This is a genomic window from Thermococcus thermotolerans (genome assembly GCF_024707485.1).
Classification (GTDB): domain Archaea; phylum Methanobacteriota_B; class Thermococci; order Thermococcales; family Thermococcaceae; genus Thermococcus; species Thermococcus thermotolerans.
Map to the genome: position 1 here is coordinate 276,318 of NZ_CP102602.1, position 26,524 is coordinate 302,841.

General features: G+C 56.1%; 31 protein-coding genes. 11 read left to right on the forward strand and 20 right to left on the reverse strand.

Annotated features, from left to right (window positions below):
• Positions 1-20: 20 nt before the first annotated feature.
• The 3 genes from NUS69_RS01645 to fba all read right to left on the reverse strand — a co-directional run bounded on the left by NUS69_RS01645 (position 21) and on the right by fba (position 4,688).
• Positions 21-1,751, reverse strand: coding sequence for a carbon starvation CstA family protein (locus NUS69_RS01645; RefSeq protein WP_258084138.1), 1,731 nt, complete (start codon positions 1,749-1,751; stop codon positions 21-23).
• Between the two features lie 176 nt (positions 1,752-1,927).
• Positions 1,928-3,730, reverse strand: a complete 1,803-nt coding sequence (locus NUS69_RS01650) for a pyruvate/oxaloacetate carboxyltransferase (RefSeq protein ID WP_258084139.1) — start codon at positions 3,728-3,730, stop codon at positions 1,928-1,930.
• A 112-nt stretch (positions 3,731-3,842) separates the two neighbouring features.
• A complete protein-coding gene (gene fba / locus NUS69_RS01655; protein ID WP_258084874.1) occupies positions 3,843-4,688 on the reverse strand; it encodes a class I fructose-bisphosphate aldolase in 846 nt (281 codons plus the stop codon).
• Positions 4,689-4,778: 90 nt separating this feature from the next.
• On the opposite strand from fba, the gene NUS69_RS01660 reads away from it, so the two are divergent.
• From NUS69_RS01660 to NUS69_RS01675, 4 genes are all read left to right on the forward strand, one after another.
• Positions 4,779-5,498 (forward strand): biotin--[acetyl-CoA-carboxylase] ligase, encoded by a 720-nt coding sequence (locus NUS69_RS01660; RefSeq protein WP_258084140.1) that lies wholly within the window; start codon positions 4,779-4,781, stop codon positions 5,496-5,498.
• A gap of 102 nt (positions 5,499-5,600) precedes the next feature.
• Entirely contained in the window at positions 5,601-6,875 is a 1,275-nt protein-coding gene (locus NUS69_RS01665; RefSeq protein ID WP_258084141.1) for a dicarboxylate/amino acid:cation symporter, read from the forward strand.
• A gap of 124 nt (positions 6,876-6,999) precedes the next feature.
• Positions 7,000-8,466 (forward strand): exodeoxyribonuclease VII small subunit, encoded by a 1,467-nt coding sequence (locus tag NUS69_RS01670; RefSeq protein ID WP_258084142.1) that lies wholly within the window; start codon positions 7,000-7,002, stop codon positions 8,464-8,466.
• A 60-nt stretch (positions 8,467-8,526) separates the two neighbouring features.
• On the forward strand, positions 8,527-9,168 hold the full coding sequence (locus tag NUS69_RS01675; RefSeq protein ID WP_258084143.1) for an alanyl-tRNA editing protein: 642 nt from the start codon (positions 8,527-8,529) through the stop codon (positions 9,166-9,168).
• 3 nt (positions 9,169-9,171) lie between these two features.
• On the opposite strand, the gene NUS69_RS01680 is transcribed toward NUS69_RS01675, so the two are convergent.
• The 13 genes from NUS69_RS01680 to NUS69_RS01740 form a co-directional block, all read right to left on the reverse strand.
• Positions 9,172-9,834, reverse strand: coding sequence for a DUF257 domain-containing protein (locus tag NUS69_RS01680; protein ID WP_258084144.1), 663 nt, complete (start codon positions 9,832-9,834; stop codon positions 9,172-9,174).
• 74 nt (positions 9,835-9,908) lie between these two features.
• Positions 9,909-10,901: a TIGR01177 family methyltransferase gene (locus NUS69_RS01685; RefSeq protein ID WP_258084145.1), complete on the reverse strand. Its 993-nt coding sequence runs from the start codon at positions 10,899-10,901 to the stop codon at positions 9,909-9,911.
• 34 nt (positions 10,902-10,935) lie between these two features.
• Positions 10,936-11,715 carry a pyrroline-5-carboxylate reductase gene (gene proC, locus NUS69_RS01690; protein WP_258084146.1) on the reverse strand — a complete coding sequence of 260 codons (780 nt, stop codon included), beginning with the start codon at positions 11,713-11,715 and terminating at the stop codon, positions 10,936-10,938.
• Positions 11,712-12,440 carry an HAD family hydrolase gene (locus NUS69_RS01695; protein WP_258084147.1) on the reverse strand — a complete coding sequence of 243 codons (729 nt, stop codon included), beginning with the start codon at positions 12,438-12,440 and terminating at the stop codon, positions 11,712-11,714. Before NUS69_RS01695 ends, proC begins: the two co-directional genes overlap by 4 nt.
• Positions 12,431-13,450: a histidinol-phosphate transaminase gene (hisC, locus tag NUS69_RS01700; RefSeq protein WP_258084148.1), complete on the reverse strand. Its 1,020-nt coding sequence runs from the start codon at positions 13,448-13,450 to the stop codon at positions 12,431-12,433. The genes NUS69_RS01695 and hisC overlap by 10 nt, the downstream gene beginning before the upstream one ends.
• Positions 13,447-14,076 carry a bifunctional phosphoribosyl-AMP cyclohydrolase/phosphoribosyl-ATP diphosphatase HisIE gene (hisIE, locus tag NUS69_RS01705; protein WP_258084149.1) on the reverse strand — a complete coding sequence of 210 codons (630 nt, stop codon included), beginning with the start codon at positions 14,074-14,076 and terminating at the stop codon, positions 13,447-13,449. Before hisIE ends, hisC begins: the two co-directional genes overlap by 4 nt.
• 9 nt (positions 14,077-14,085) lie before the next feature.
• Entirely contained in the window at positions 14,086-14,844 is a 759-nt protein-coding gene (gene hisF / locus NUS69_RS01710; RefSeq protein WP_258084150.1) for an imidazole glycerol phosphate synthase subunit HisF, read from the reverse strand.
• Positions 14,826-15,524, reverse strand: coding sequence for a 1-(5-phosphoribosyl)-5-((5-phosphoribosylamino)methylideneamino)imidazole-4-carboxamide isomerase (gene hisA, locus NUS69_RS01715; RefSeq protein WP_258084151.1), 699 nt, complete (start codon positions 15,522-15,524; stop codon positions 14,826-14,828). Before hisA ends, hisF begins: the two co-directional genes overlap by 19 nt.
• Before the next feature lies 1 nt (position 15,525).
• Positions 15,526-16,113, reverse strand: a complete 588-nt coding sequence (hisH, locus tag NUS69_RS01720) for an imidazole glycerol phosphate synthase subunit HisH (RefSeq protein ID WP_258084152.1) — start codon at positions 16,111-16,113, stop codon at positions 15,526-15,528.
• A gap of 2 nt (positions 16,114-16,115) precedes the next feature.
• Positions 16,116-16,652, reverse strand: coding sequence for an imidazoleglycerol-phosphate dehydratase HisB (gene hisB / locus NUS69_RS01725; protein WP_258084153.1), 537 nt, complete (start codon positions 16,650-16,652; stop codon positions 16,116-16,118).
• Positions 16,649-17,782, reverse strand: coding sequence for a histidinol dehydrogenase (gene hisD, locus NUS69_RS01730; RefSeq protein ID WP_258084154.1), 1,134 nt, complete (start codon positions 17,780-17,782; stop codon positions 16,649-16,651). The genes hisB and hisD overlap by 4 nt, the downstream gene beginning before the upstream one ends.
• Entirely contained in the window at positions 17,772-18,389 is a 618-nt protein-coding gene (gene hisG / locus NUS69_RS01735; RefSeq protein WP_258084875.1) for an ATP phosphoribosyltransferase, read from the reverse strand. Before hisG ends, hisD begins: the two co-directional genes overlap by 11 nt.
• A 24-nt stretch (positions 18,390-18,413) precedes the next feature.
• A complete protein-coding gene (locus NUS69_RS01740; protein ID WP_258084155.1) occupies positions 18,414-19,304 on the reverse strand; it encodes an ATP phosphoribosyltransferase regulatory subunit in 891 nt (296 codons plus the stop codon).
• A 381-nt stretch (positions 19,305-19,685) separates the two neighbouring features.
• On the opposite strand from NUS69_RS01740, the gene NUS69_RS01745 reads away from it, so the two are divergent.
• The 5 genes from NUS69_RS01745 to NUS69_RS01765 all read left to right on the forward strand — a co-directional run bounded on the left by NUS69_RS01745 (position 19,686) and on the right by NUS69_RS01765 (position 23,365).
• On the forward strand, positions 19,686-20,210 hold the full coding sequence (locus NUS69_RS01745; RefSeq protein ID WP_258084156.1) for a ferritin-like domain-containing protein: 525 nt from the start codon (positions 19,686-19,688) through the stop codon (positions 20,208-20,210).
• A gap of 233 nt (positions 20,211-20,443) precedes the next feature.
• Positions 20,444-21,496 carry a hypothetical protein gene (locus tag NUS69_RS01750; RefSeq protein WP_258084157.1) on the forward strand — a complete coding sequence of 351 codons (1,053 nt, stop codon included), beginning with the start codon at positions 20,444-20,446 and terminating at the stop codon, positions 21,494-21,496.
• Positions 21,493-22,236 carry an ABC transporter permease gene (locus NUS69_RS01755; protein ID WP_258084158.1) on the forward strand — a complete coding sequence of 248 codons (744 nt, stop codon included), beginning with the start codon at positions 21,493-21,495 and terminating at the stop codon, positions 22,234-22,236. Before NUS69_RS01750 ends, NUS69_RS01755 begins: the two co-directional genes overlap by 4 nt.
• Complete coding sequence (locus tag NUS69_RS01760) at positions 22,233-22,670, forward strand: hypothetical protein (RefSeq protein ID WP_258084159.1); 438 nt, start codon at positions 22,233-22,235, stop codon at positions 22,668-22,670. Before NUS69_RS01755 ends, NUS69_RS01760 begins: the two co-directional genes overlap by 4 nt.
• Entirely contained in the window at positions 22,667-23,365 is a 699-nt protein-coding gene (locus NUS69_RS01765; RefSeq protein ID WP_258084160.1) for an ABC transporter ATP-binding protein, read from the forward strand. Before NUS69_RS01760 ends, NUS69_RS01765 begins: the two co-directional genes overlap by 4 nt.
• Before the next feature lie 15 nt (positions 23,366-23,380).
• On the opposite strand, the gene NUS69_RS01770 is transcribed toward NUS69_RS01765, so the two are convergent.
• The 3 genes from NUS69_RS01770 to NUS69_RS01780 all read right to left on the reverse strand — a co-directional run bounded on the left by NUS69_RS01770 (position 23,381) and on the right by NUS69_RS01780 (position 24,930).
• Entirely contained in the window at positions 23,381-23,728 is a 348-nt protein-coding gene (locus tag NUS69_RS01770; RefSeq protein ID WP_258084161.1) for a hypothetical protein, read from the reverse strand.
• Between the two features lie 4 nt (positions 23,729-23,732).
• Complete coding sequence (locus tag NUS69_RS01775; RefSeq protein WP_258084162.1) at positions 23,733-24,311, reverse strand: molybdopterin-dependent oxidoreductase; 579 nt, start codon at positions 24,309-24,311, stop codon at positions 23,733-23,735.
• A 91-nt stretch (positions 24,312-24,402) separates the two neighbouring features.
• Positions 24,403-24,930, reverse strand: coding sequence for a GNAT family N-acetyltransferase (locus NUS69_RS01780; RefSeq protein WP_258084163.1), 528 nt, complete (start codon positions 24,928-24,930; stop codon positions 24,403-24,405).
• A 55-nt stretch (positions 24,931-24,985) separates the two neighbouring features.
• Here NUS69_RS01780 and NUS69_RS01785 point away from each other — a divergent pair, with 55 nt between their 5' ends.
• Entirely contained in the window at positions 24,986-25,465 is a 480-nt protein-coding gene (locus NUS69_RS01785; protein WP_258084164.1) for a ferritin family protein, read from the forward strand.
• Here the strand turns inward: NUS69_RS01785 and NUS69_RS01790 are convergent.
• Complete coding sequence (locus tag NUS69_RS01790; RefSeq protein ID WP_258084165.1) at positions 25,462-25,839, reverse strand: Fur family transcriptional regulator; 378 nt, start codon at positions 25,837-25,839, stop codon at positions 25,462-25,464. The two genes, NUS69_RS01785 and NUS69_RS01790, sit on opposite strands and share 4 nt — an antisense overlap.
• Positions 25,840-25,944: 105 nt before the next feature.
• Between NUS69_RS01790 and dps the strand changes: the two genes are divergently transcribed.
• Positions 25,945-26,496, forward strand: coding sequence for a DNA protection during starvation protein (gene dps, locus NUS69_RS01795; protein WP_258084166.1), 552 nt, complete (start codon positions 25,945-25,947; stop codon positions 26,494-26,496).
• The last annotated feature ends 28 nt before the right edge of the window (positions 26,497-26,524 follow it).

Here is a 26,524-nt window from a genome sequence, read left to right on the forward strand (position 1 = left end):
TGTGGTAAAAAAGAAAAACATCACGAGGCGGCGGCATACTCCTCCGCTGGTTTCTTCCAGGCCGCGTAGAAGTCAAAGACCAGCATGAGGTTCAGCAGTATGCCGACCAGGGTTATGAAGCCAACCGCGTACCTTGTTCCGACATCGCCGATTCCCGGGACGACGACGGCGAGGAACCATACCAGTGCGGCGCTTACAGTTATCCACAGGAACACTGCGGGTATCAGGACGGCGTAGCTCCACTTGCCGGCCTGCTGTACCTTGGTTACCCACAGTGCGCCGGTCATCATTGCTATGCTGGCCAGCATCTGGTTCATGCCGCTGAAGGCCGGCCAGAGGATGAGCCACTGGTTGCCCCACGCGAGCCACATTCCAACGAGAGCGAGAACGAAGGATGCAAGCCACTTGTTGGAAATCGTCTTCCCTATTCCCTCGCTGGTGTCCATGAGCATCCCAACAACTTCCTGCCAGGCAAAGCGGCCGAGCCTGGTCGCCGTGTCAAGGGTGGTCAGAGCGAATGCCGAGACCCAGAGGCTCGCAAAGACAGCGCCGGTCTTGAACGGTATTCCGAAGGCGTCCTGGAGGCCGTAGGCGTAGCTCTTGGCGAATATGCCGACCTTTCCAATCTCTCCCGCGACCTTGGGGGCGTAGATTGAAGCCCAGTTGGCGGCGTTTATGTCGATTCCGGCATCGGCGAAGACCTTGATTCCATAGACGGCTATCGATGCTATGACTATGGTCGACAGGAAGCCCTCGGTGAACATTCCACCGTAGCCGACCATGAGGCCGTGAAGCTCGTTGTCAAGCTGCTTGGAGGTGGTTCCCGAACCGACGATTGAGTGGAATCCGCTGAGTGAACCGCACGCGATGACGAGCGGTATCGTAGGCCAGAACGGCGATGGTTTGCCGCCGACGACGCTTGCCGACCAGCTGGTGTAGGCAGGGGCCGTGAAGGTGCCCTTGGAGCCCAGGATCGCAAAGGCAACGCCTCCGAGGATCAGGCCGAACCATAGTATGTATGCGTTCAGGTAGTCCCTCGGCTGCAGTAGCACCCACACGGGCAGTGATGCCGCGATTATGATGTAGACAAAGAGGAATATGTTCCACTGGTGGTATGAGGCCTGTATTGGATACTTAAAGCCGAGCCAGACGGAGACCACAAGGAGTATAAGGCCGACGATGGTGGCACCTGCGAAGTGGAGGCTCGTCTTGTACATCAGATAGCCCACTATAACGGCCGAGATGAGGAACAGTATTGAAGCTGTCGCCGCCTCTGGAGTCTTGGTAAAGATTCCAGCAATAACCGACATGAATGCCGCTATAACAAGGAGCAGAGCGAACAGTATGTAGAACTCAAAGGCTATTCCAGTTCTCCTTGTCATTAGCTTTCCTGCTATCCACTGGACCGACTTGCCATCGTAGCGAACCGATGACATAAGCGCCAGGTAGTCGTGGACGGCACCAATGAAGACGTTTCCGAACCAGACCCAGATGAGTCCCGGAAGCCAGCCCCAGGCCATTGCTAGCGCCGGACCGACGATTGGACCTGCTCCCGCTATTGACGCGAAGTGGTGTCCGTAGAGAACCAGCGGGTGTGCCGGAACGTAGTCAACACCGTCGTAGAGCTTGTGGGCGGGTGTGGGCCTTCCCGAGTCGGCCCTGACGACCTTGTTCTGAAGGCTCTTGCCGTAGGTAAAATACATCCCAAGATATATTGCGGCCGCTATTAAAATAATCACAGCTGAGTTCATGGTTGCACCTCCATGTAGATTTTCGGGATAATGTATGATTGTGTCGATTTAAATGTCTTTCGGCAAAAAGCTGAAACTTTTTCGTTTTTAAACTAAGAGTTTCAAACTTCTCCTATACGGGCGGAAAAAACCTGTTAGATGGAGAGTTATAATAAATAAGGAAGGGGAATGCTTTTTTACTCCAGCTCCAGGAGTGCTTGTCCTGTGTCGACTGTGTCGCCTTCTTTGATTAGGATTTTCTTTACGACTCCGTCTTTTGGTGCTGGGATTTCGTTCTCCATTTTCATTGCTTCGAGGATGAGTAGTCCTTGGCCGGTTTTGACGCTCTCGCCTTCTTTGACGAGGATCTTGAGGATTTTGCCGGGCATTGGGGCTGTAACGGCACCCTCTCCGGCTGGAGCTGGAGTTGGCGCGGCGGGAGCGGCCGGAGCTGGAGCAGGAGCCACAGGAACCTGGGCGGCGGTGGCAGCTGGAGCCGCAGGAGCACTTGGGACAGAAACGTGAACCTGGCTTGCGTTAGCTATCTGGGGCAGGTACTTCAGCGCACTCAGGTCAACGCCCTCAACGCCGACCTCGAACTCGACGCCGTTGACGTAAAGCTTGAACCTCTGAACTGAAGGTGGCATCTTCGGGGCCTTCCTTCCGGCCTTTCTGGCCTCAAAGAACTCCTTTGCGATCTGCGGGAAGAGGCAGTAGGTGAGGACGTCCTCTTCCTTCCCAAGGTAGCCGAGCCCCTCAAGCTCCCGCCTGCACCGCTCAAGCGCCGGTTCAAGGAGTTCCCCTGGCCTTTCCCTTATCGGCTCCTCGTCCCCGAGAACCTTCGCCTTCAGCTCGGGATTTATCTCTCCAGGCGGCCTTCCGTAGAGCCCCCTGATGTAGTTCTTGACCTCTTCGGTTATCCTCTCGTACCTCCCAAAGAGGACGTTGAGCACCGCCTGTGTGCCGACGATCTGGCTCGTTGGGGTGACGAGCGGCGGCCAGCCGAGGTCTTCCCTGACGCGCGGTATCTCCTCAAGTATCTCGTCGAGCTTGTCCAGGGCCCGCATCTCCTTGAGCTGGCTGATCATGTTCGAGAACATTCCCCCCGGAACCTGGTATTTGAGGATGTACGGGTTCACCATCAGGGCCTCTTTGTGGAGCATGCCCGAGTACTTCTCGTCCAGGAGCCTCTTCAGGTAGCGCGATACCTCGTGGACGAGCTCCCTGTCCAGGCGGGGGCTTTTGTCCCCTGGAAGCGCGTGCCACACCGTCTGTATCCCCGGCTGTGCCGTCCCGAAGGCGAGAGGGCTTATCGCGGTATCTATGTAGTCGGTCCCGGCTTCAACGGCCTTGAGGTACGTCGCAACAGCCATGCCCGTTGCCGAATGGGTGTGGACGTTTACGGGCACGCCGTAGGTCTCCTTTATATCCCTCACGAGGCTGTACGCCTCCTCCGGGGTCAGGAGCGCCGCCATGTCCTTGATGGTTATCACGTCAACGTCCAGCGCGAGAAGCTCCTCGACCTTCCCCATGTAGTACTCCCTGGTGAAGATCCTGCCGGTGGTGTAGACTATCGAGCCCTGAACCTCGGCGCCGACTTCCTTGGCCTTCCTTATGGCCACCTCCATGTTCCTGACGTCGTTCAAAGCGTCGAAGACGCGGAAGATGTCTATCCCGTTCCTGTGGGCGAGCTCGACGAACTTTTCAACCACGTCGTCGGGGTAGTGTCTGTAGCCGACGACGTTCTGGCCCCTGAGCAACATCTGAAGCTTCGTCTTTTTAATGTGCTCTCTCAGGAGCCTCAGCCTTTCCCAGGGGTCTTCCCTGAGGTAGCGGATGCAGACGTCGAAGGTTGCCCCTCCCCACACCTCCATCGAGTAGAAACCTATCCTGTCCATCTTCTCCGCTATCGCCAGCATGTCCTCTGTCGTCAGCCGGGTCGCTATGAGAGACTGGTGGGCGTCCCTAAAGGTTGTGTCTATTATTTCCACCATGGCCATCACCCGGTTCCCTGTGTGTCACTACGTTTATGCCCACTAAAGGCCGTCAAACCTTAAAAAAGTTCCGACGCGAGAAGAAGAATAGTTCGTCAATAGACGAAAAAGATAAACTTCAGAGGAGGCCCTCCGCCTTCGCAGCCTCTTCGGGGTCTTCGTTCCTGTGCACGACCTTTATGAGGGCCTTTATGAACGGCTCCGGGTTCTCGCGCTGGAAGATGTTCCTGCCGACAACGGCTCCAGCGCCGCCTGCCTCGATGACCTCCCAAACGAGTTTCAGGAAATCAACTGGGTTCTCGGTCTTGGCACCGCCGCTCAGGAGAACAGGGACTCCAGCTGCGGCTTCAACCACCTTCGCAAAGGTCTCCCGTGAGCCGGTCCAATAGGTCTTTATCATGTCAGCGCCGCTCTCGACTGCTGCCCTGGCACCGTACATGACCACGCGGTAGTCCTCCTTTTTGCCGTAGCGCTCGTTGATGTACGGGCCCCTCGGGTAGGCGAACTGCACAACCGGGAAGCCGAGGTCGTGGGCGTAGCTCGCTATCTCCGCGAACTGACGCATCATTGCGTCTTCGGCTGGACTGCCCCAGTAAACCGTTGCGGCTATAGCGTCTGCACCGAGCTTCACCGCGTCCTCAACAAAGCCCAGCTGGCTCTGGAGGAGCTGGTCGTCTTTCGGCCTGAGTTCAGTCTTGCTGGTGAGCTTTATCATGAGCCCCACGTTGGGCCTGAGCTCGTCACCGGCGATTCTGGCCAGGCCGGGGAGCATCATAACGCCATCCACACCGGCCCTGATGACCTTCCTGAGGATTATCCTCGGGTTAACGTGCTCCCAGTGCTCCTCGAAGTCGGTCGGGCCGTGCTCAAATCCGTGATCCATCGCGAAGATAAGCCCCCTCCCGTCCCTGCGGAAGAACCTGGCCATCCTACGCCTAATGCCAACGTTCTGGTACGCATCCATACTAATCACCGGGGGTGATATATCCTTTAAGGATTTAAGGTTTTTGGCAAAGTTGTTTAAGGCCGGGATTGAGTTTCGGATGGTGATCGGATGGTAAAAGTAGATCAGGTTGTAGGTATCAGGGTCATCACCCTCGACGAAGTGGATTCCACGAACGAATACGCCAAATCCATCGCCCGTGAGGTTCCCGAGGGTACGGTGGTGGTTGCGAGGCGCCAGACTGCTGGGAGGGGCAGGAAGGGCCGGCGGTGGGCCTCTCCCGAGGGAGGTCTGTGGGTGAGCGTCATCCTCAAACCTCCGAAGGTTGACCCAAGGCTGGTCTTCGTCGGTGCTCTGGCAGTCACCGATACCCTTGCGGACTTTGGAATCCCCTGTGGGATAAAGTGGCCGAACGACGTGTGGGCGGGGGGCAAAAAGATCGCCGGCGCGCTGACCGAGGGGAAGGTTGGCGAGTACACCATCCTGGGCGTTGGTCTAAACGTCAACAATCCCATCCCTGAAGAGCTGAGGGAAACCGCAACGGCCATGGTGAACTTCACAGGCGTAAGGATGCCTCTGGAACGGGTTCTTGAGAGGCTCCTCTTCCATCTGGACGGCTGGTACCGCGTCTTTAAGGAGAGGCCGGAGATAATGATGGCCAAAGTTCGCGAGAGAACGTTTATCCTCGGAAGAGTCGTCAGGGTCGTTGAGGACAATGATGTCCTTATAGGACGTGCGGTAGACGTTTTAGATGACGGATCACTGCTGCTTGACATTGACGGACAGTTAAGGAGGGTCTTGTACGGCGATGTTTCGTTAAGGTTTCTCTGATTTATTTGTCATTTTGCCATCATTTTGCCCAGAAGATTAATATATCATCGGATGCTTACCCCCTCTGCTGATATCCATATCCGATTAAATGGGGGGTATCCGATGGGAAAGGGTCTGCTTAAGACGTATCTGGACATACCCGTGCTTCAAAAGATTCTTGCCGGCTTGATTCTTGGTATTATTGCCGGAATACTGCTGCCGGGCTATGCGGGCACTCTCAAGCCCCTTGGCGACCTGTTCATCCGCCTGCTGAAGATGCTAGTGATGCCCATCATACTGTTCTCCCTGATAGTCGGTGCAGCCAGCATCAACCCAGCGAGACTTGGAAGGGTCGGGGTCAAGATAATCCTCTACTATCTGGCCACTTCGGCCTTTGCAGTGTTCTTCGGCCTGCTGATGGGCAACATCTTCAAGCCGGGAAGCGGAATAGAGCTGGGTACCGGTGCAGGGAAGGCAATACAGGCGGAGGCGCCTTCGCTCGTCCAAACGCTCCTCAACATAGTTCCGACCAACCCCTTTGCCGCTTTTTCAAACGGCCAGGTGCTGCCCACAATATTCTTCGCCATAGTCTTTGGAATAGCCATCAGCTACCTCATGAACAGCGAGGACGAGAGGCTCAAGACCTCCGCTGAAACCCTTTACAAGGCAGTCGACGCCGCTGCCGAGGCGATGTATAAGATAGTAGCAGGCGTCATGCAGTACGCGCCCATAGGTGTCTTTGCCCTCATCTACTACGTTGTCGGCACTTTCGGGCCCAACGTGGCCGGACCCCTGGTCAAGGTCGTGGTTGCAGTTTACCTCGGCCTCATACTCCAGATAGTCCTGGTCTACGGCCTCCTCCTGAGGGTCTTCGGCATCGACCTCATCAAGTTCCTCAAGAAAGCCAAGGACGCCATGATAACGGCCTTCGTCACGAGGAGCTCCAGCGGAACACTGCCGGTTACCATGCGCGTCGCTGAGGAGGAGATGGGCGTTGACAGGGGAATATTCTCCTTCACACTGCCCCTCGGTGCGACGATAAACATGGACGGCACGGCGCTCTACCAGGGTGTCACGGTTCTCTTCGTGGCCTACGCCATCGGCCAGCCACTGACCCTTGGACAGCAGCTGATTGTTATACTCACCGCCGTGCTGGCATCCATAGGAACGGCCGGCGTTCCCGGTGCAGGGGCTATAATGCTCGCCATGGTGCTCCAGAGCGTCGGCCTCGACCTGACCGAGGGAAGTCCGGTAGCGCTTGCCTACGCCATGATACTCGGCATTGATGCCATCCTGGACATGGGCAGGACGATGGTCAACGTCACAGGCGACCTTGCGGGAACGACCATCGTGGCCAAAACGGAGGGTGAGGTGGACCTCTCCAAGTGGGAGAAGTGATTTCTGGTTCTTTCTGCCTTTTTCTTGCCTTTTGTCAGGTTTTTCTTTCCCTACTTCTGAGATAAAGTTAAATACTCCAACGTGGCGCTAGTTACCAGTACAGATGGAATGGAGGTAGTGTGTAATGAAGAGAGTGCTTGCGGTGCTTTTCGCCGCGATTCTGCTGACGCCTCTCATTGGCCCGAATATCGGGCTTGCGGAGGATTTTCAGCCGAAAACGTACAAGCAGGACTTCGTTTTTACCATAGTGGTTATGCCCAACGGAAACGCCAACATTACAATGAAAACCGTCTGGCTCGAACCCAAGGACGAGATTCAGAAGCAGATAGACATGATCCTCAACGAGACCCAGAACGGCAGTATGACTGTGGAGGAGGCCATAGCAAAGTTCGAGCAGGAACAGCTCAGAAGGTACGTTGAGAGCCTTACACAGTCGGGGATGAACCTCACCAACGAGAGCATAAAGTCCTACGGCATCGCCGAGGGCAACAACGTGACAATCGTTTTCAACGCCATAGCCCTCAACTTTTCGAGGTATTACTCCTACGGCGACTACTGGGAGGTCCGCATAGACCCCACCAGGGGCTACGCGACGATAAACATTCCGGACACGGGTCTTCCCTTTGCCATAGACATCAACAGCACCTTCATCATAAAGCTCCCAGAGAACGCTACCTTGATCAGCTATCCGAAGGCCTTTGCAAAGCAATACAACACGAGCAAGTTCTTTGTGACTTCGGAGGCTAAAGGGGACACCGTCATCGTGAACTCGTATATCTATATTGAGCCGTTCCTTCCGCCCGACGGATACAAGGCCCTCTTCGGTGACTACAAGGACTACTACATCCGCTATAGGGCCCCGTACAAAGGGAAGGAGCACTACCAGAGCAGTGTAATGAACGAGTATGTCACACTGGACATCTACGCCAACGGCAACGTCAGGCTCCACATGAGGGACGAGTACATCGAACCCAAGTCCGAGGTCGAGGCCAGGAAGAAGGAGATAATCTCCTACGGCGTTGAGAACGCTACGGAGTACATTCTGAGGACGTACTCGATAGCCCTCGGCTACCGGGGAGCTCTTGTTGACAACGGCAAGGTTAAGATACTCGGCCTCAACGAGACCGATGCCCCGCTGGTGATAGACGCCGAGTACATGTTGCGGAACTTCACGACCTTTGAGAACGGCTCCTACGTTTACCAGTTCGACCCGACCCTTGGCCTCACGAGTGGCCTCACGGACAGGATGGAGTACGAGGTCAACCACACCCTCTACCTCACCATAAACCTCCCCGACGGCGGAAAGTTCCTTGAGGTGCCGGACAACATAAGCGAGAGCCTCAACGGCAACAGGTTCACCATGACCGTTGTGAGGGATGGAACCAGCCTCAAGATAGTCTCAAACGTCTTTATACGCTACGGCGCAACAGCGGAGGACATAACCAAGATGCTCTCCAACCACACCACGGCAAAGATAAGGTACACCGTTCCGGAGGAGAAGAGCAGTCTGAGCGAGACCCAGCAGGTAATAGCAATAGCGGTGGCACTCCTGCTGGTGGTCGGTGCCATAGTCTTCTGGAAGAGGCGCTGAGCCTTTTCCTTTTCGATATTCATTTAAATGCTGAAGCCAAACTCTTCTGGGGTGATAAAGGTGACCCGCAAGCTCTACTACGAGGATGCCTACATGAGGGAAGCGAAGGCGAGGGTTCTTGAGGTGAAGGAGGGTGCCCTTCTTCTCGACCAGACAATTTTCTACCCGACCGGCGGCGGCCAGCCCCACGACAGGGGGACGATAAACGGTGTTGAAGTCCTCGACGTCTACAAGGACGAGGAAGGAAACGTCTGGCATGCAGTTGCCGAGCCCGAGAAGTTCAAGCCCGGCGATGAGGTCGAGCTCAGGCTCGACTGGGACTACAGGTACAAGCTCATGAGGATACACACGGCAATGCACCTCATGGAGCACGTCCTCAACGTCGTCCTGCCCGGCGAGTGGCAGCTCTACGGCAGCGGTATGAGCGTCGAGAAGGGCCGCTACGACATACTCTACCCGGAGAACGTGAACCAGTGGAGGGCTGAGATAATCGAGACATTCAACCGGCTCGTTGACGAGGGCGGCGAGATGAAGACATGGTGGGAAGGGGAAACCAGATACACGCAGATAAGGGACTTTGAGGTCATACCCTGCGGCGGGACGCACGTGAGGGACATAAAGGAGATAGGCCACCTGAAGAAGTTCAAGCGCTCCAGCCTCGGAAAAGGAAAGCAGAGGCTGGAGATTTGGCTTGAGGACTGAGGGCTAGCTGTTTTTGACCCTTATCTCTATCCTTTTCCCGTATTCCGAGAGGTAGGGGGACTTTATGATTTTAAGTCTGAGCACGTCTTCCTCGAACCTCACCTTTAGAACCCTGCTGGCGTGCTCCCTGAACTCCTTGCGGGTTCTCTCGCTGAAAAGTTCTGTGTTCATGAAGTAGAACGTTGTTCTCCTCTCGTCGCCGAGGTGGGGCCGAACCATATATCCAAACAGTGCCTCCAGTTCACGCCTATCCTCCTCATGCATCGCCAGAACCTTGTCAAAGCCGGGCACGATCCTGACGGTATGGTCTGCATCTGCCTTCCGCAGGGCCTCCTCGTAGTACTTTTTCCTGATTGGAAACTCCTTGCTGAGGTCAACTTTGCCGAGGACGTTCCCGGTCTTAATCAAACCGCCGATTTTTATGACGTTGGCACCGTCAATAAGCCCTGTGTCGATCCCCGCCAGTTTCATGTGGGTTCTAAACACATGGAGCTGGTCAAGCTCGTCCACTATAATGACGGGAAGCCCGTTCCTTCGCAGGCACCTCAGAATGAGGTGCAGGAGTATATGAACCGGCTCCCTGGAGGTGTATTCGATTATAACGTCCTCTCCTGGACTGAGATTTTTGAGGTACTCTAACAGCACGTCTTCTCCTGTGGTCTCCATAAATCATCCCCCGTCTTTTTAGGTCGATGTTAACCGTAAAAAAGATTTTGTTAACCAAGCATGCCATTGTAACGTCACTTCTCAAAAACGTAGAAGTACCTCTCCAGGCTTTTGTGCACGCGCTGGTAGTACCTGCCCACCAGCTCAAAGCCGGCCCTTTCGGCCTCCGCCTTCCCGTCGAAGTCCGCCGGAAAGGCTATCGCCAGCCTCCCGCCGGGTTCAAGAACCCCGTAGATGCTCTCCAATACCTTCCTGTAGAGCTCGTCCCTCCTTCTCCCGGCGAGCGTCGCCGAGGTCCCGTAGGGCGGGTCGGTAGCAACGGCTTCGAACTTTTTGTCAAACAGCTCCTCCAGCCTCGTCGCGTCGCCGAGCTTCAGCTCGTAGTCCCTTACCCCGTAGTGCCTGAGGTTCATCTCCGCGCCTTCAACCATCTCCGGCCTTATGTCCACCCCGTAGACCTTCAGGCCGAGAAAGCCTGCCTCCATGAGGATCCCGCCGGCGCCCATCATGGGGTCGAGGAGCTCTCTCTTGGCCTTCGTGAGGTTCACCAGCGCGCGGGAGACCCTCGGGTGGAGGGAAATCGGCCTGAAAAACGGCCTGTGGTGGGCTTTTCTGCCCTCGAAGTCCTTGGGGTCAAAATAGCGGAGCCTTATCCCGGCGTAGACCTTCTCGCCGCAGTAAACCCGGACGAGTGTGTCCGGCCTTGAGAGGTTCACGCGAAAACCCTGGGCGTGTATGACCGCCCCGAGCTTCCTCGGCAGGTCGAGGACGTTGTGCCTGCAGTTGGCCATCGTCTCTGTGTCGACCTTAAAGGTCCCCTTAATCGGCCACTCGACTCCCCTGGCTTTCTCCAGCAGCTCATCAACTGAGTCCGCCTCCACGATGAGCTCCCCGTACTCGTGGGCCAGGCCAAGGCGGTTTAGGTATGGGAACGCCTCCCCGCCCGCCTCAATCTTGAGGAAGAGATAATCCTGGCCGGCTGTCCTTCCGCCGGCCAGTTCCAGCATCGCCTTTACCTCGTCCCTCGCCATCTCCGGCAGGTTTCCGAGTATCTCAACGTAGAGCATGGTTGGAGCTTTCCGCGGGGGTTTTTAAGGGTTCTCATATCCTCCTTGAGAGTATCCTCGACTTTTTGGTCGCCGCGTCCACGGCCTTCATGACCGCCGTCCTTATCTTCCCCTCCTCCAGCTCGAATACACCGTCTATGGTGGTTCCTCCGGGGGTGATCACCCACTCCCTCACCTCCGCCGGGTGTGCTTCTGTCTCCATCAGGAGCCTCGCGGTACCGAGCAGGGTCTGGAGCGCGGCGGCCCTTGCCGTTTCCCTCGGAAGCCCCGTCCTCAGTCCTCCGTACACCATGGCCTCAAGGAAGACCGTGACGTATGCCGGCCCGGAGCCGCTGAGCCCTGTTATTGCGTCCATGTGTTCCTCCTCCACCCTTGCACACACGCCGAAGGCTCCGAGGAGATCCTCCACGATTTTCGTTTCCTCTTCGCTGAGGTCTTCGGTTGAATATGCGGTGAACGACTCCCCCACAAGGACAGCTATGTTGGGCATTGCCCTCACGAACTTTGCATCGGCGGTTCTTTTCAGTTCCTTCAGGGATACGCCCGCCGCTACCGATATCGCGATTTTTCCCTCGATAACGTCAGATATCTCGTCAAGAACCCTCCCCACTTTACCCGGTTTGACTGCGATAAAAACCACCTCTGCCCGCCGGGCCGCTTCCCTGTTGTCGGAGATCACCGCAACCCCGTGATCCCTCAGCCATGAGGCCCTTTCCACGTCCCTCCTGGTGGCCACTACCTCATGTCCCGACTCCCTCAGTGCCCTGGCTATTGCACCGCCTATGGTTCCGGCGCCTATAACCGCCACCCTCATACGCCACCCTCCAGCAGTTCCACCAGGAACTCGTTAACGTCCTCCACGTCCCGCCCCACCATGACGAAGTCGAACTTCCTCCCGTACCTCTTCCGGTAGTTCTCCACGAGGAGGCCGTCGTTTATCGTATCGCCTATGTAGACCCCGGGCTCGCCCCTCGCGAGCTCCCACAGTGCCCTGGGGTCTGGTTTGAGATATATCTCCCTAGTAACGACGTGTTCGAATTTGAACCCGATTATCTTCTCCGCCAGCTCCATTTCCAGGGCGCTCCGACCGGTGACGATCCCCAGCTTGAAGCGCTCAGAGGCCCTCTCCAGGAGTTCCCTCCTGACGATGGGATGCTCCTTCCTCCACAGCCCCGGGAAGTCGAAGAGCCTCTTCGGGTACTCCCTCCCAAGGTAGAACGTGTTGAAGACCCTCTCGATGCTCCCGCCGAAGACCTGGAAGCCGAATTTCTCGCGAACCCACTCTATGGTTCCCCCTTCTGGAAACTCTTCGATGAGCTCCTCAGCCCTTCCAGAGAGAGCGAAGAGTATCAGCGCCTCGCTGACCTTGAAATCGTCGCCGAAGGAGCCCTTCCTCCTGAGCTCCCTGACCCATTCGGGCTTTACCTTCCTTTCGATTCCAAACAGCCTGAGGAAATACTCTGCGGTAAGCTTCGTGGCAGTGTCGTAGCTCTCCCTCACGTCTATGAGCACACCGTCAACGTCGAATACTATCCACATCCTTCCACCTCCAGGTATTCCCCGAGGGCCTCTATCAGCTTCCGGTTTTCCCACTTCCTTCCAACGGTGACTCGTATGTGGCCGTCGAGCCTTCCCGAGAGCTTTCTGACGGCTATGCCCTTCCTCAGGAGGAACTTGTACGCGTTCAGCCTCATCAGGAGGAAGTTCGCGTCGCTGGGGTAGGTGAACTCCCGGAAGGCCTTTCTTATCCTCTCCCGCTCCTCGACTATCTTCGTCACGCGCCTCTCCACAAGGTCGTAGTGCCTGAGAACGACCTTTACAGCCGCCATCGTCATTATCCCGACGCTGAACGGAGACTTTACCCGATACAGGGCATCGACAACCTCCTCGTTCGCCAGGAGGTAGCCCGCCCTTACTCCCGCCAGGCTGAATGCCTTGGAGAAAGTCCTGAGGACGATGAGGTTCGGGTACTCTTCGATCAGCCTCCAGAGGCTCTTTCCTGCGAATTCAGCGTAGGCCTCGTCGAGAACCACGGCCGTTCCCGTATCGAGAACCTTGATTATTTCCTCCTCTGGCTGGAGGTTTCCGGTTGGGTTGTTGGGAGAGGCTATGAAGATAACGCTCGCGTTTCCAGCCTTCTCCGCTATTGCTCCACCGTCTATCGTGAAGTCCTCCTTCAGGGGCACTTCAACAACCGGAACTTTTTCCAGCTTCGCGTAGAATGAATACATCCCGAAGGTCGGCGGCGTCGTGACTATGTAGTCCCCCTCGAAGAGCCGGACAAGGTAGCTTATGAGCTCGTCCCCGCCGTTCCCGACGGCGACGTTCTCCGGAGACAGGCCGTAGAAGCTGGCTATGGCCTCCCTGGCCGGCATCGAGGTTACTTGGGGATAGCGGTTGAAGCTCAGCTCCCTCAGCTCCTCGAATATCTCCTCCTTTATCCAGCCGGGCAGGTCGTAGGGGCTCTCGTTCTTATCGAGCCTTATGGGGTAGTTCTCCTCCACGACGCGGTACGGTTCGAACGACTTGACAAATTCCCGGATCCTCATCCCCTCCGCCTCCTCAGCTCGGCCATCACCTCGCCGAGGGAAACGTCGTTGTAGGCGAGAAGGACGAGCAGGTGGTAGAGCATGTCTGCGGTTTCGTATATCAGGCGCTCCCTGTTTTCAGCGACGAGAACCTCGACGGCTTCCTCGCCGAACTTCTTGTAAATCCTCTCCCTGCCCTCCCGGAACAGCCTTGAGGTGTAGGAGCCCTCAACGGGCTTCTCCTTCCGCTTCCTTATCAGCTCCTCAAGCTCCCGCAGGATGGTCAGCGAGTAGTCCATCGGCAGAACCCTTTCCGGCTCGCCGAGCTTCCGGTAAAAGCAGGAGTAGTTCCCCGTGTGGCATGCTGCGCCCTTCTGCTCCACGATTAGGAGGAGCGCATCGTCGTCGCAGTCCACCTTTATCTCCCTAACGCGCTGAACGTTCCCGCTGACCTCGCCCTTCATCCTGACCCTCCCCTGCGAGCGGGAGTAGTAGTGGGCGTAGCCGGTCTGGAGGGTTCTCTTTAACGCTTCCCTGTCCATGTACGCTAAGGTGAGAACCTCCCCCTCGGTGTCCTGGACTACAACCGGGACGATTCCGCCGTTCTTGTCCCAGTTGACCTTCTCGATGAGTTCCTCCACGCTCATTCTACCACCTCAGTAGTCGAGTCTGACCGGAATCCCCCTCTCGGCCAAATACTCCTTCAGCTCGCCGACAGTGTATTCTCCGTAGTGGAAGATTGATGCGGCCAATGCTGCCTCCGCCCCGGCTTTGAAGGCCTCGTAGAAGTGCTCGGGCTTTCCCGCCCCTCCGGAGGCTATGACGGGAATGTCCACCGCCTCTGCAACGGCCTTCGTCAGCGGTACGTCGAAGCCTTCCTTCGTCCCGTCGGTGTCCATACTCGTGAGCAGTATCTCGCCGGCGCCGAGCTCCTCAACACGCTTGGCCCACTTGACCGCATCAAGTCCCCTCGCCTTCCTCCCGCCGTGGGTGTAGACCTCCCAGAAGGAGCCGTTCCACTTGGCGTCTATCGCCACCACGAGGTTTGCACTGCCTACGAGCTCAGCTATCTCCCTCACGAGCCCGGGCCTTTCAACTGCGGCCGTATTGATGAAGACCTTGTCGGCGCCGCGTTTGATTATCTCCCTCGCCTCTTCAACGGTCCTTATGCCCCCTCCCACCGTGAAGGGGACGTATATCTCCCCGGCTATTCTCTCGACGAGTTCCAGCAGGATCCCCCTCTTCTCATAGGATGCAGTTATGTCGAGGAAGACTATCTCGTCTACCCCCTCGCTCTCGTAGCGCTTCGCCAGCTCGACCGGGTCGCCGGCGTCGCGTATGTTCTGAAACTTTATCCCCTTGACGACCCGGCCGGCCTTTATGTCCAGCGCCGCGATTACCCTTTTGGCGAGCATTCTGCCACCTCCAGAAGCTCCTCAAGTGAGACAAGCCCTTCATACAGCGCCTTTCCAACTATGGTCCCTGAAAATCCTATTTCGGCGAGCCATCTCAGGTCTTCAGCGCTTGAAACTCCTCCGGCGTAGATGAACTCCTCGCTCTCCCAGAACCTCTCGATTTTCTCTATCCCGGTCAGCGTCCCGTCTCTCTCAACGGCCGTATAGATGAATCGGTCAACGTAAGCCCTGAGCGTTTCGTAGGCCTCTCTAACCGGCATTCCCTCCTCAAGCCATCCCTTTATTGCTATCCTCCCGCCCCTTGAGTCCAGGCTGACGGTTATCCCATCGAAGTCGTCGGTTATCCTCCTGAGGAACTCAAGGTCGAAGGCCTTCGTGCCTATTATTACATTCTCCACGCCGATTTCGTAGGCCCTCTCAATGGCCTCGTAGCTCCTTAAACCGCCGCCGAGCTGGACCCTGAGGCCCGTCTCCTCAATTATTCCCTCGACGACGTCGAGGTTCCTCGGAAAGCCCTCGAAGGCACCATCAAGGTCAACGATGTGGATTTTGTCCACCAGCTCGGCGAAGCGCTCCGCTATCTTTACTGGATCGCCGTAGACCTTAACGTCCCCTCTCCTCCCCTTGTAGAGTCTCACGGCCTTTCCGCTCATGAGGTCTATTGCCGGATAAACCTCCATCTTAAAGCCTCCTGAAGTTTCTCATGACCCTCAAACCGTTCCTTCCGCTCTTCTCCGGGTGGAACTGGACGGCGTAGACGTTCTCCCTGCAGACGGCGGAGGTGAAGACCACCTCTTTTCCCTTCGACTCATAGTCGGTGACGCCTGCAACGATATCCTCTTCCGGAACCGCGTAGTAGGAGTGGACGAAGTAGAAGTACGCTCCATCCCTGATTCCCTCGAAGAGCGGGCAGTCCTTCTTCTTCCACAGCTGGTTCCAGCCGATGTGCGGGGTCCTAACTCCCCGGAACCTGACCACATCTCCCCTGAAAACTCCGAGACCGGGCTTTCCGGGGCTCTCATCGCTCCCCTCGAAGAGGAGCTGGAGGCCGAGGCATATCCCGAGGAAGGGCTTTCCATCGTTTATTGCGTCGAGTATGACCCCTCTCAAGGGTTCGAGCCTGTCCACCACCGCCCCGAAGTTGCCGACGCCGGGGAGGACGAGCTTCTCTGCTTTTTCAATCTCGTAGGGGTCGCTCGTGATGACTCCCCCGAGGGCTTTTCTCACGTTGGCGAGGTTGCCTATCCCCAAGTCAACTATCGCTATCAAGCTTACACCTCCAGCAGGCCCTTCGTGCTCTCCAGCTTTCCACTCTCCTGAATTGCCTTCCCGAGGGCCATGCCGAGCCCCTTAAAGACCGCCTCGACGACGTGGTGCGCGTTGGTCCCGCTCAGCGTTTTCACGTGGATCGTTGCCCTCAGCGAGCGAGCCAGCCCCCAGAGGAACTCCCTGACCAGGGCCTTCTCGAAGCCCTCCTCGTTCTCCCCAAAGGAGAGCTCGACGCTCACGTAGGGCCTTCCCGATACGTCCACCGCGACGAGGACTAAGGCGTCGTCCATAGGCATCACCGCGTTCCCGAAGCGGGCGAATCTCTCCGGGAGCTTGGAGCGGAGCTCCTCGCCGAGGGTTATCCCGACGTCCTCCCACAGGTGGTGCCTGAGGTCGTAGCTCGCGGTGACCTTCGCCTCCCGCCCCATGTAAAAAAATAGGGCTGTAAGGAGGTGGTCGAGGACTCTATCGCCCGTCCTTACCTCCCCAGCCACATCGAGCTCCACCGTCACATCGGTCTCCCTCGTATTCCTGTTCATTTCCTCACCTCCATGCTCCTCCTGTGGAAGGCCATCCCCTCTATCTCGGCCAGCCTCAGTCCGAGCTCCCTCTCGGCGAGGAACTCTTCCCTGCTCACCTGGGCCAGGCTTATCGGCTTGAGGAAGTCCCTAACCGTCAGCACACCGCTGAACTTCGCCGCCCCTCCAGTTGGCAGGACGTGGTTGACACCGAGGAAGTAGTCGGCAGCTGGAACCGGTGTGTAGGGGCCAAGGTAAATTGCTCCAGCGTTCTCAATGAGGTCAACGAGCTCCATAGGTCGAGCGGTGATTATCTCAAGGTGCTCCGGCGCTATCTCGTTGGCCTTCTCGGCGCACTCCCCAAGGCTCTCGCAGAGTATAACCTCTATCCCCTCGCGCGAGCAGTATTCGGCCAGCTCCCTTGAAGTGGTGAGAAGCCAGGCCCTGCTGTCCTTCCCGTGCTCAAGCTGGCTGAGAAGGTCTGCTAAGACGTACTCCCTCTCAGCGGTTTCGTCTGCTATCACCGCTATCTCCGACGGCCCGGCCAGGCTGTCTATTCCGACGACACCAAAGACCTGCCTCTTGGCCTCGTTGACGAACCTGTTTCCAGGACCGAATATCTTATCCACCCTCTTCATGCCGATCCCGTAGGCCATGGCCCCTATCGCCTGAACGCCGCCTAGCTTGTAGACCTCATCGATGCCGAGCAGTTCCGCCACGTAGAGCACATAGGGGTTCACTTTGCCGTCTTTCGGCGGGATGGTTACGGCTATCTCCTTGACGCCCGCTATCTTCGCCGGTACTGCAACCATCATCAGCGTTGACGGGAGGGGCTTCCCTCCGGGCACGTAGATCCCTATCCTCCTTATGGGGCGGTATATCAGGCCGTAGAGGGAGCCGTTCTTGAGGAACAGCCTCTCCCTTTCCATCTGTCTCTCGTGGTACTCCCAGAGACGCTCAACGGTGCGGACGATTATCTCCCGGTCTTTTTCCGGTATCCTCTCCACAGCTTCTCTAAACTCTTCTTCGGTTACGCGGAAGGGCCCTTCATAGCCGTCGAACTTCTTAGAGTACTCCCTGACGGCTTCGATACCCCTCTCGCGGATGTCCCTCAGTATTCCGGCGACGTAGCTCTCAAGGTCAAAATCCATCCCTGATCACCTCCTTTATGGCAAAAACAAGCTCGTTTATCTCCTCAAACTTCGTCTTCTGGGCTATCCTGTTGACGAGGAGCAGGGCGGAGACGTCCATTATCTTCCTGACCTCGACGAGGCCGTTGGCGCGGAGCGTGTTTCCGGTCTCGACGATGTCCACTATCGCGTCGGCTATCCCTATCTTTGGCGCCAGCTCGATGCTCCCGTGGAGCTTCAGGATTTCCACCTCTACGTCGAGCCCCTCGAAGAAGCGCCTCGTTATCCTGGGGTACTTGGTGGCTATCCTGTAACCATCCATCTCCTCGGGCTCCACGGCCTTATCGGCCGGCATGGCTATGCTGAGCCTGCACTTCCCGAAGGGCAGTTCGAGGGGTATGAGGACGTCGCTCCCGCGCTCCTCCACGACATCGCTCCCTGAGATTCCAACGTCTATCCCGTACTCGACGTAAACAGGAACGTCAAAGGCCCTCGCAAGGAGAACCTCGTAGCTGCCCACCCTCTCGATGAGCCTCCGCTCGGCCGGGACTCTCAGCTCGATTCCTGCCCTCCTTAGGACTTCCAGTGAGCCCTGGAGGAGCCTCCCCTTGGGGAGGACGAACCTTATTGGAGCGCCGTTGGAGCGCTTCATTCACTCCACCTCCACCGGAATACCCATCCTCACGAGCCTCTTGGCCTCGGCAAAGACTTCCCTGGGCTCTCCGCTCAGCCTCTTCCGGTTCCTGTCTCCCTTCCTTTTGAAGAGCTTCGAGAGCGCCCCCATGTCAAAGGCAAAGCCGAAGGCGGGCCTTCCCTTGAAGGTGTACTCCCCACCTCCGCCGAGCGGCTTCCCCAGTTCGGGTGAATAGACCTCGAAGAGTATGTCACGGTAGTAGGGCAGCGGCCTGACGGTGCCAAAGTCTATGAACAACCGCTCGTCGTTAACCGCCTCGACTATTCTGTCAAGCTTCCTGTAGCCGCTCTCCTTCCCCCAGAAGTTGAAAAGCCTCCACAGCTCCTCTTTTTTCTCCTTGCCTATCGGGAGGCGCTCTATTATCTCGAAATTCCTCCTCACGAGTGCCCTGTAGATCTCTCCCCTGAACTCCCCCACGTCTTCGGTCGCCTTTTCCCAGACCTTCAGGCTCCCGATGTCTACGTAGAACTCCTCTATCCCCACCGCTTCGAGGGCGGTTATGGCCGTGAGGAGCACTTCCGCGGCCATTTTCGTAACGTCACCACCGATGTACTCCACTCCGGCCTGCCACTGTCCTCTAACTCCCCCGTCAAGAACCTCGCTGATGTAGTAGAGCTTGAGCTTCTCGGGTGGCTCTTTGATGTTTTCCAGTATCTGCGACGTTATGTCCGGTTTTATGACGTAGAACTCGTTGTTGTAGGCGAACTTGGTTCCCTTCCTAAGGTTCCCGCTGTACTCCTCGATGGCGGGGAGGAAAATCTCGCGGTAGCCCCACAGCTCGAAGGTTCTCCTCAGGTACTTCCCAATCTCGGATAACTTCTCCGACTCGGCCAGCAAACCCTTCCTCACACTAACCCCTCCTGAGTTTTATTCACAAGACAGAGGATGCCAGAACTATCCAGGTCTAACGAAGTTCCAGAAGAGTCAATGATGGCGGTAGCTCACCAGAAGGGCCGGTACGCTAAGGCACCTCGCGTCTGAATACCTGAAATATCTCCCAACCGTCGCCTCTTTCCGGAACATCTCCTTTCCCTCCATTGGTGCCCCCCATAGGTTGAAGGGGTTTAAAATATTATCCCTCGATTTATTGTCGTTTAATCAATCTCTCAAAGTATAGCTGTCATTATGACAGGGATTGAGGATGGCCGGAGTTTCTACCCGGAGGACTTAGCTTGATATTATCCAAAAGGTTAATATCCTCCGGCGCTTATAATGTAGTGGTGATTTTTGATGGAGATAACGGACAAGGAAGTTTTTGAGATTGCCATAAACGCTGAGATAAGGGCAAAAGAAGCCTATGAAAAACTCGCCTCACTGACCAAGAGCGACATCATAAAGGATGAACTTCTGTTTCTCGCTAAGGAAGAGGACAAGCACCGCGAGATAATCGAGAAGATGGCCGAGAAGTTTGAGGGCGAGAGAACTGAGGCCAAGAAAATCGAGATTGACGTGATGGGAGAGTTCAAGGTTGTCGCCGAGAAGATGGCCGAGGCGATCAAGAAGCCCGACGTTAACGTCGACGAGGTCTACGAAATAGCCATGAAGGCCGAGCTCGTCAGCGAGCGCCTTTATAAAGAGCTCGCCGGCTACGCCGCCACCGAGAAGACGAAGCTGGTGCTTGAGATGCTCGCAGACATGGAGAGGAACCACTACAACATCTTAAGGAAGCAGTACGACTACATAACGCGCTACCCGGAGATATACAAGGAGGAGTTCTACGACCAGCTGATGAAAGACATAAACTTCAACTTCTGATGGCTCCTTTTTACTTTATCTTGTGTTCTGCTCAATTTGCATGACGAGTTTTGTCTTTGTAATTGTTTGAGTTGTCTTGTTAAAACTCCCTAACACCGAAAGGCTAATAAACGATTGAGATGTAACATTGAGTGCAAAACCCCGTTTGGGGGGGGGCGATGGGGAATAGAATCCGGTTAAACCCTTCTCGCGTCCGAGGGGGCGATTCCATGAGGCGTCTGGCATTGGTGGTGATGGTACTCTTCTTGATGGCACCGCTGGCATCTGCAACCCCCTACTGGTTCAAGGAAGGGATTTATGCGAAGTACGTTTCGTACTCTCCGCTGGACGGTGAGAACGTAAAAAACCGTGGGGGAATGAACAGTATACTGGTTCCTTGGGGACAGAACGGCTCTATCACCTATTACTGTCCCTACGTCGAGCTCACGTGGCGCGTCCTCAAGGTCGCTGACGATAAGGCTCAAATGATGGCTCTGCTTCGGGGAATTAACTGCACGGTCAAAGCCTGGAAGCCACTGGATGAAGAAACCGCCAGAGAACTGCTTCGACAGTACCAAGAGAGATACAACTTCACCAGTGGAGACTGCCTGACGGTCGAGTCCGAAACAAGAAACGTTACGGTTTGTGAAGACAGCTACAGGGAGCAGACTGAACACCACAGAATAATCTTGGGTATAGCGGAAGGGCGGGGCGACCTATACAACGAGTCATACATACCCCAGAACTTTACCCTGGAAGGAACCTTTGAGCTCGACCTGAAGACGGGCGATATCTACGTCAATGGGACTCCCGTGGGAAAGAACTTCCTCTGGGCTGAAAACCCCGCCAACATCACGGGGCTTGAGATACTGCCCGGGCTGAAAGTTGAGAAAGTGAAGATGATGAACGCCACGGCAATCACATACTACGGCGAATTCAACGCTCCCGTGTACATGGCTCAGACCAACATGGTCGCAGGTCTCGCCGGTCAAGGAATGGACGTTCTGCTCTATGATGGCTCAAGCGGGCTGACCATAAGTCTGTTCATACCTTACAGCCCCCTATGGCGTGCTGTGGGGATAACTGAGACGTCTATACTGGACACACACCTCCAGCGTGAATACGAAGATGAAATCAAGGAAGGCGAAAAAATACCTGCGATTGGCCTCATCTTGGCCGAGACCAACATAGACTTCACTAAGCCAGCAGAGCTTCCCGACGAGGGACCCTCAAAAACGGCCATCGTTGCTGTCGTTGGAATCGTTGCAGTCTTAGGCGCTCTCGTCCTCTGGAGGTGGAGGAGGTGAAGGAAGTCCTCCGCTGGGAGCTCCGCTCCCCCTTAAATTTGGCCTTGGCTTCGGCCGGGGCGGTTCTCGTTGGAATCGTGATGAAGAGGTACTACCTAACCTGGAGCGCTGGTTCCCACGGGGGACCGTACGGGGTTGAGATGCTGGGTTCCGTTTTTAGGGACGCGTTCACCGGCAACGTCTACCTCCTCCTGGCCCTCCTCGTGCCCTTCCTCGTCACGCTGGCGGTGAGGCTCGAAAGGGACGAGGGCGTTGCCCTCTCGGTGTACTCCCTCCCGGTTTCGAGGGTTAAAATCCTCCTCGCCAAGTTCTTAGCGGCTTTCCTCGCGCTCTTCCTCTTCGTCTTTTCAGTGTATCTCCTCGTCTTTGGCATGCACTTCTCGACAACCCCCGATGCGGTACTCAGCGCTCTGAAAACCCACATCATCCCAATGGCGTTCTTCTACCTCTCGGCCCTGCTTTTCATGACCTCGGTCGCGGCCCTGATAGCGATAGCCTCGCCCAACACCTACGTCTCCATCTTTGGAGGATTCATAGCTCTCTACCTCCCGGTGTTTCTGGGGACGACATGGTACGGGCCGGTGCCCTGGCGGAATGCCCTGATAGACTACAAATCCGCGACGATTTCGGTGTGGTCGGACCCGGTGTTCTCGTGGGCTTTCGTGAAGATGACCCTTCTTCCAGCGCTGGTGCTTGTGGCTCTTTATCTGTTCATCGGCAACTGGAGGGACGTGAGATGAGGCTCTTCCGGGCGCTCCTCCTCACCCTCATGCTCGTCTCGCTGGTGGGCCTTGCCCTTCAGTCGAACCTCAAGCCGAGCGAGGTTCACTACAAAACGGCCTTCGTCTCTGAGAGGGAAGCGACTGCCATTTACATATCCTCAATGGCGTCGGTGAAGCTCCACGCCGTTGGAACCGGGGAGTTTAAGGTGAGGAACCTTCAGACGGGGAAGACGATATTCACCGGGGCGGTTAGGGGAAACGGGGCCTTCGCTCTGGTGTTTCCTCATCCTGGCTTCTACGAGTTCAGCGGGAACTCCACTCAGGGCATCACGATAACGATAACGCCCGTTGATGTTGGCTTCCCCGGAAAGCAGAAGTCGGCGCACCTCTGGGCTTCAGCAGTATTCGGCGCGCTTTTAGCGCTGAGCCTAATCGGGGGTGGCAGGAAATGAGCGCGATAATCGAGGCGAGGGACCTGCACAAGTACTTCGGCCCGATAAAGGCCCTCCAGGGGGTCACGGTGGAGATACCCGAAGGTCTGACGCTTATCCTCGGGCCCAACGGGGGTGGAAAGAGCACCTTCATGAAGGTCGCGCTGGGCCTCTACAAACCAACGAAAGGGATCGTGAAGCTCCTCGGGAAGGATCCCTGGAGGCACCCGGAGGTGAGGAAGGGCATCGGCGTGGCCTTCGACCCCGGAAGGTTCCCGAAGCTGACGACCGGGAGGGAGTGGCTGGAGTTCATTGCACGGACGCGGGGAGCGGATCCGGACGATGTTGAGAAGGCTGCAAGGCTCTTCGGCATCGAGGACGCCCTCGACAGGCGGATAGACGGCTACTCCTCGGGAATGCTGAAGAGGCTGAGCCTCGCCCAGGCCTTCGTGGGAGAGCCGGAGGTGGTCTTCCTCGACGAGCCCCTCGCCAACGTGGACTTCGAGAGCGTCTCCGAAATCGTGGCCATCATCGGAAAGTGGAAAGGCAAGGGTAGGAGCTTCGTCATAATAAGCCACATCTGGGAGCCCTTTGAGCGGCTGGCCGACTACGGAGTGGTTATCAGCGGCGGGAAGGTTTATCTGGCGGGCCCGTTTGCAGATATCAGGGACGATGTGGAGGCCATGTTCCGGCCTCCGTCGGTTGCCGCCAAGTAAATTCCTCTATTCTCTTTATCCCCCGAACTCTCCGTTCACTGCTATCCAGCCCACGTAGATCAGAAACGCCAGCACGGAGTACTCCATAAGCGCCGCAAGCCTTTGATGGCCGGTCTTTTCCACCTTCTTTGCCAGAACCTCTGTTCCCGCGTAGGTGTGGACGAGCAGGAGCGAGACGAAGCCCAGCTTAACCAGCCGACTGAGGTGAATAGATTGAGAGCGTGAAAAGGTCAAAAGCCCCAGCGAAGCGTTTCTGGCTGACTCGCTCGTCAGCCCGTAGCCGCTGATGACGAGAAGCCCCGCTAAGAGGAGCAGGGGCAGTGATGTCCACTCGACAATCGCCATGGCGGTTTTTGCCTTCATCTCCTCACCTGCCCGGGGATGAGTCGGATGTGATGTAGGCATCGTCAGGGTAGCCGGCGCTCTCCCACGTGCCTTTGAAGTCGTAGCTCACGAGCTCGATTTTCGTCAGATACTTTATCCACTTATATCCCCACCTGCCAGGAGCGACTATCCTGGGGGTTATCGGCTCGCCGTTGAACTCGTAGGCTATGATGATGTCCTCGTCCCTCATCACGGTATCGAGGTAGAAGTCCGTCGTAAAACCGTCGCTGGCGTAGAGGGCCACCTTGTATGCCCCACCTGCGGGCTTTGCCAGTTCAAGGACGGTCTTTAGCGGAACACCCTTCCACGTCCCGTTCTTCCTGACCTTTCCCGGCTCACCAACGCAGTAGAGCGGTGACTCCACCTCCTTGGAAGGGAGCTTCGAGAGCTCGTCGTAGGTGAGGTTGTAGGGCCTTTCAACGAGCCCCGTGACCTGGATGACTCCTTCAATGGGAGAGTCATAATCCCCGGTTTTCGATTCCTTTCTCCCGTTTCCGGCCAGAAGGTACGTCCCGCCGACGAGGAGCATGATTACAAAAAATGCGAAAATGCTCTTTCCCATAACATCACGACCTTGGCCCAAAATAGGGCTTTGGTTACTCTACTCATCGGCGTATAAAAGGATTCTTGGGCAGTTCTGGGTACTGGCTGGCTTATGCCTTCTTGAGCACCACGAACTCCTTATAGTCCATCACCTTGGTGAAGCCCTTTCTTATATAATATGAATAAGCCTCCAGCTCCGGGAAGGTTATCACGTAGGGAACTTTTCCGAGCTCCTTGAGGCGCCGGATGGCAAATTCCAGCAGCCGGAAGCCATAGCCCCTGCCCTTATACACCGGATCAACCATGAAGAACTCTATGAGTCCCGTCCTCTCGTCCCTGATTTCGTCCGGCACCCACCAGACGTCCTTGCCTTCGAGGTTGTAGACGAGGGCCACCGTTCCGGCTATCCTCCCTCCATCGTCCCTCAGGACGTAGAGTTCGTCGAACTCCTTCCCAAGGCGGAACTCAAGGAAAGGCTCGTAAACCTTTCTGAAGCCCTCAAAGTCGTCCGTTGATGGCTTGTCTTCCACCCACTCCAGCGCGGGATACGCCCCTCCGGTTCCCTGGTAGACCCTGAAGACGAAGTGAACCAGTTCATCCTTAAGCCCCAGCGGCTCATCCACCCTCTCAATCCGCATAACTGTCCACCAAAGGTTATTATGTATGGGGTTCCTAAAGTTTTTTGGTGGTATTATGAACGAGCTTGAGGCCTTAGCTCTAGCCCTTGAGGTTGAAAAGGCGGAGCTCAACTTCTACATACGCCTGGCAAGAAAGGCCAGCGATGAGAGGGCCAAGAGGATGTTCCTCTTTCTGGCAAGAGAAGAGGCGGAGCACTGGGGCATATTCGAGGAGAAGTTCGTCGAGAAGCTCATAGAGGAATGCGAACTACCCCCAGTTGACAGAACCATGCTGGAGAAGCTCCTCGTCAGCGTGGATGAGAAAGATCTCAGCGAGGTCGATGCGGTGAGGATAGGCATGGAGCAGGAAAAGCTGACCTGGGAGTTCTACGAGAAGGCCGCGAGGGAAGCGGAAAGCGGCTCGGTGAGGAGGGTCTTTGAAGAGCTGGCAAAGGTAGAGAAGAGCCACTACGAGCTGCTCAAGGCCCAGTACGACTCGGTGATGAAGACCGGCATCTGGATGGACTACCAGGACTTCAGCCTTGAGGTGGATTAATCGATGATAACGTTGACGAGCTTGACCCTTCTACCCGTTTTCTCCTTTATCCTTTCGATTATCGCGGGGTCGTTGAAGTCTATGACCTCTCCCCCGCTTATCAGGTTGATGTGAGGTTCCGTGTTGAGCTCAACCCTCGTTTCCCCGTCCAGGGAGAAGAGTTCGAGCAGGCCGAGCTCTTTCAAAGTCAGGACGTTGGAATACAGGGTGGAGAAGCTCACGGTCGGAAATTCCTCCCTGATTTCATCGAGAACCTCTTTGAGGGATGGATGCTTGCTCCCGATTCTGTCGAGTATCTCCACCAGTTTGAGCCTCTGGGGCGTGAGCTTGTAGTTGCGCTCTTTGAGCCGTTTGAGGGCCTTTTCTTTCCACATGATTCATGGCTATGGTGATGAGTTTATAAGTCTTTCTAATTAGAACTGATTTCTAGATAGAAAAGTTTATTAAATAAAAATGCCAACAGTTTTCGGTGAAAACCTATGTCTGAACACAACCGAAGACTTGTTGAGAAGGCCGGAATAGACGTGGAAAAACTTCTGGATATGCTGATAAGGGCTGCAGCGGCTGAGTTTACGACCTATTACTACTACACGGTTCTGAGAAACCATGCGGCAGGTATGGAGGGCGAGACGATAAAGGAGATAATCGAAGACGCCCGCCTTGAGGATAGGAACCACTTTGAGGCCCTCGTTCCGAGGATTTACGAGCTTGGCGGTGAGCTCCCGAGGGACATCGTTGACTTCTCCAAGATGGCCTGGTGCCGCGACGCTTACCTTCCCGAGGAGCCGACCGTTGAGAACATCCTCAAGGTTCTCCTTGAGGCGGAGCGCTGTGCGGTCGGCGTTTACACCGAGATATGCAAGTACACCTTTGGAAAAGACCCGAGGACGTACGACCTGGCTTTAGCAATACTCCATGAGGAGATCGAGCACGAGGCCTGGTTTGAAGAGCTCCTTACCGGCAAGCCAAGCGGCCACTTCAGGAGAACCAAGCCCGGGGAGAGCCCGTTCGTCTCGAAGTTCCTGAGGTGAAAGGGTTATTAACCTCCGGACGTATTAT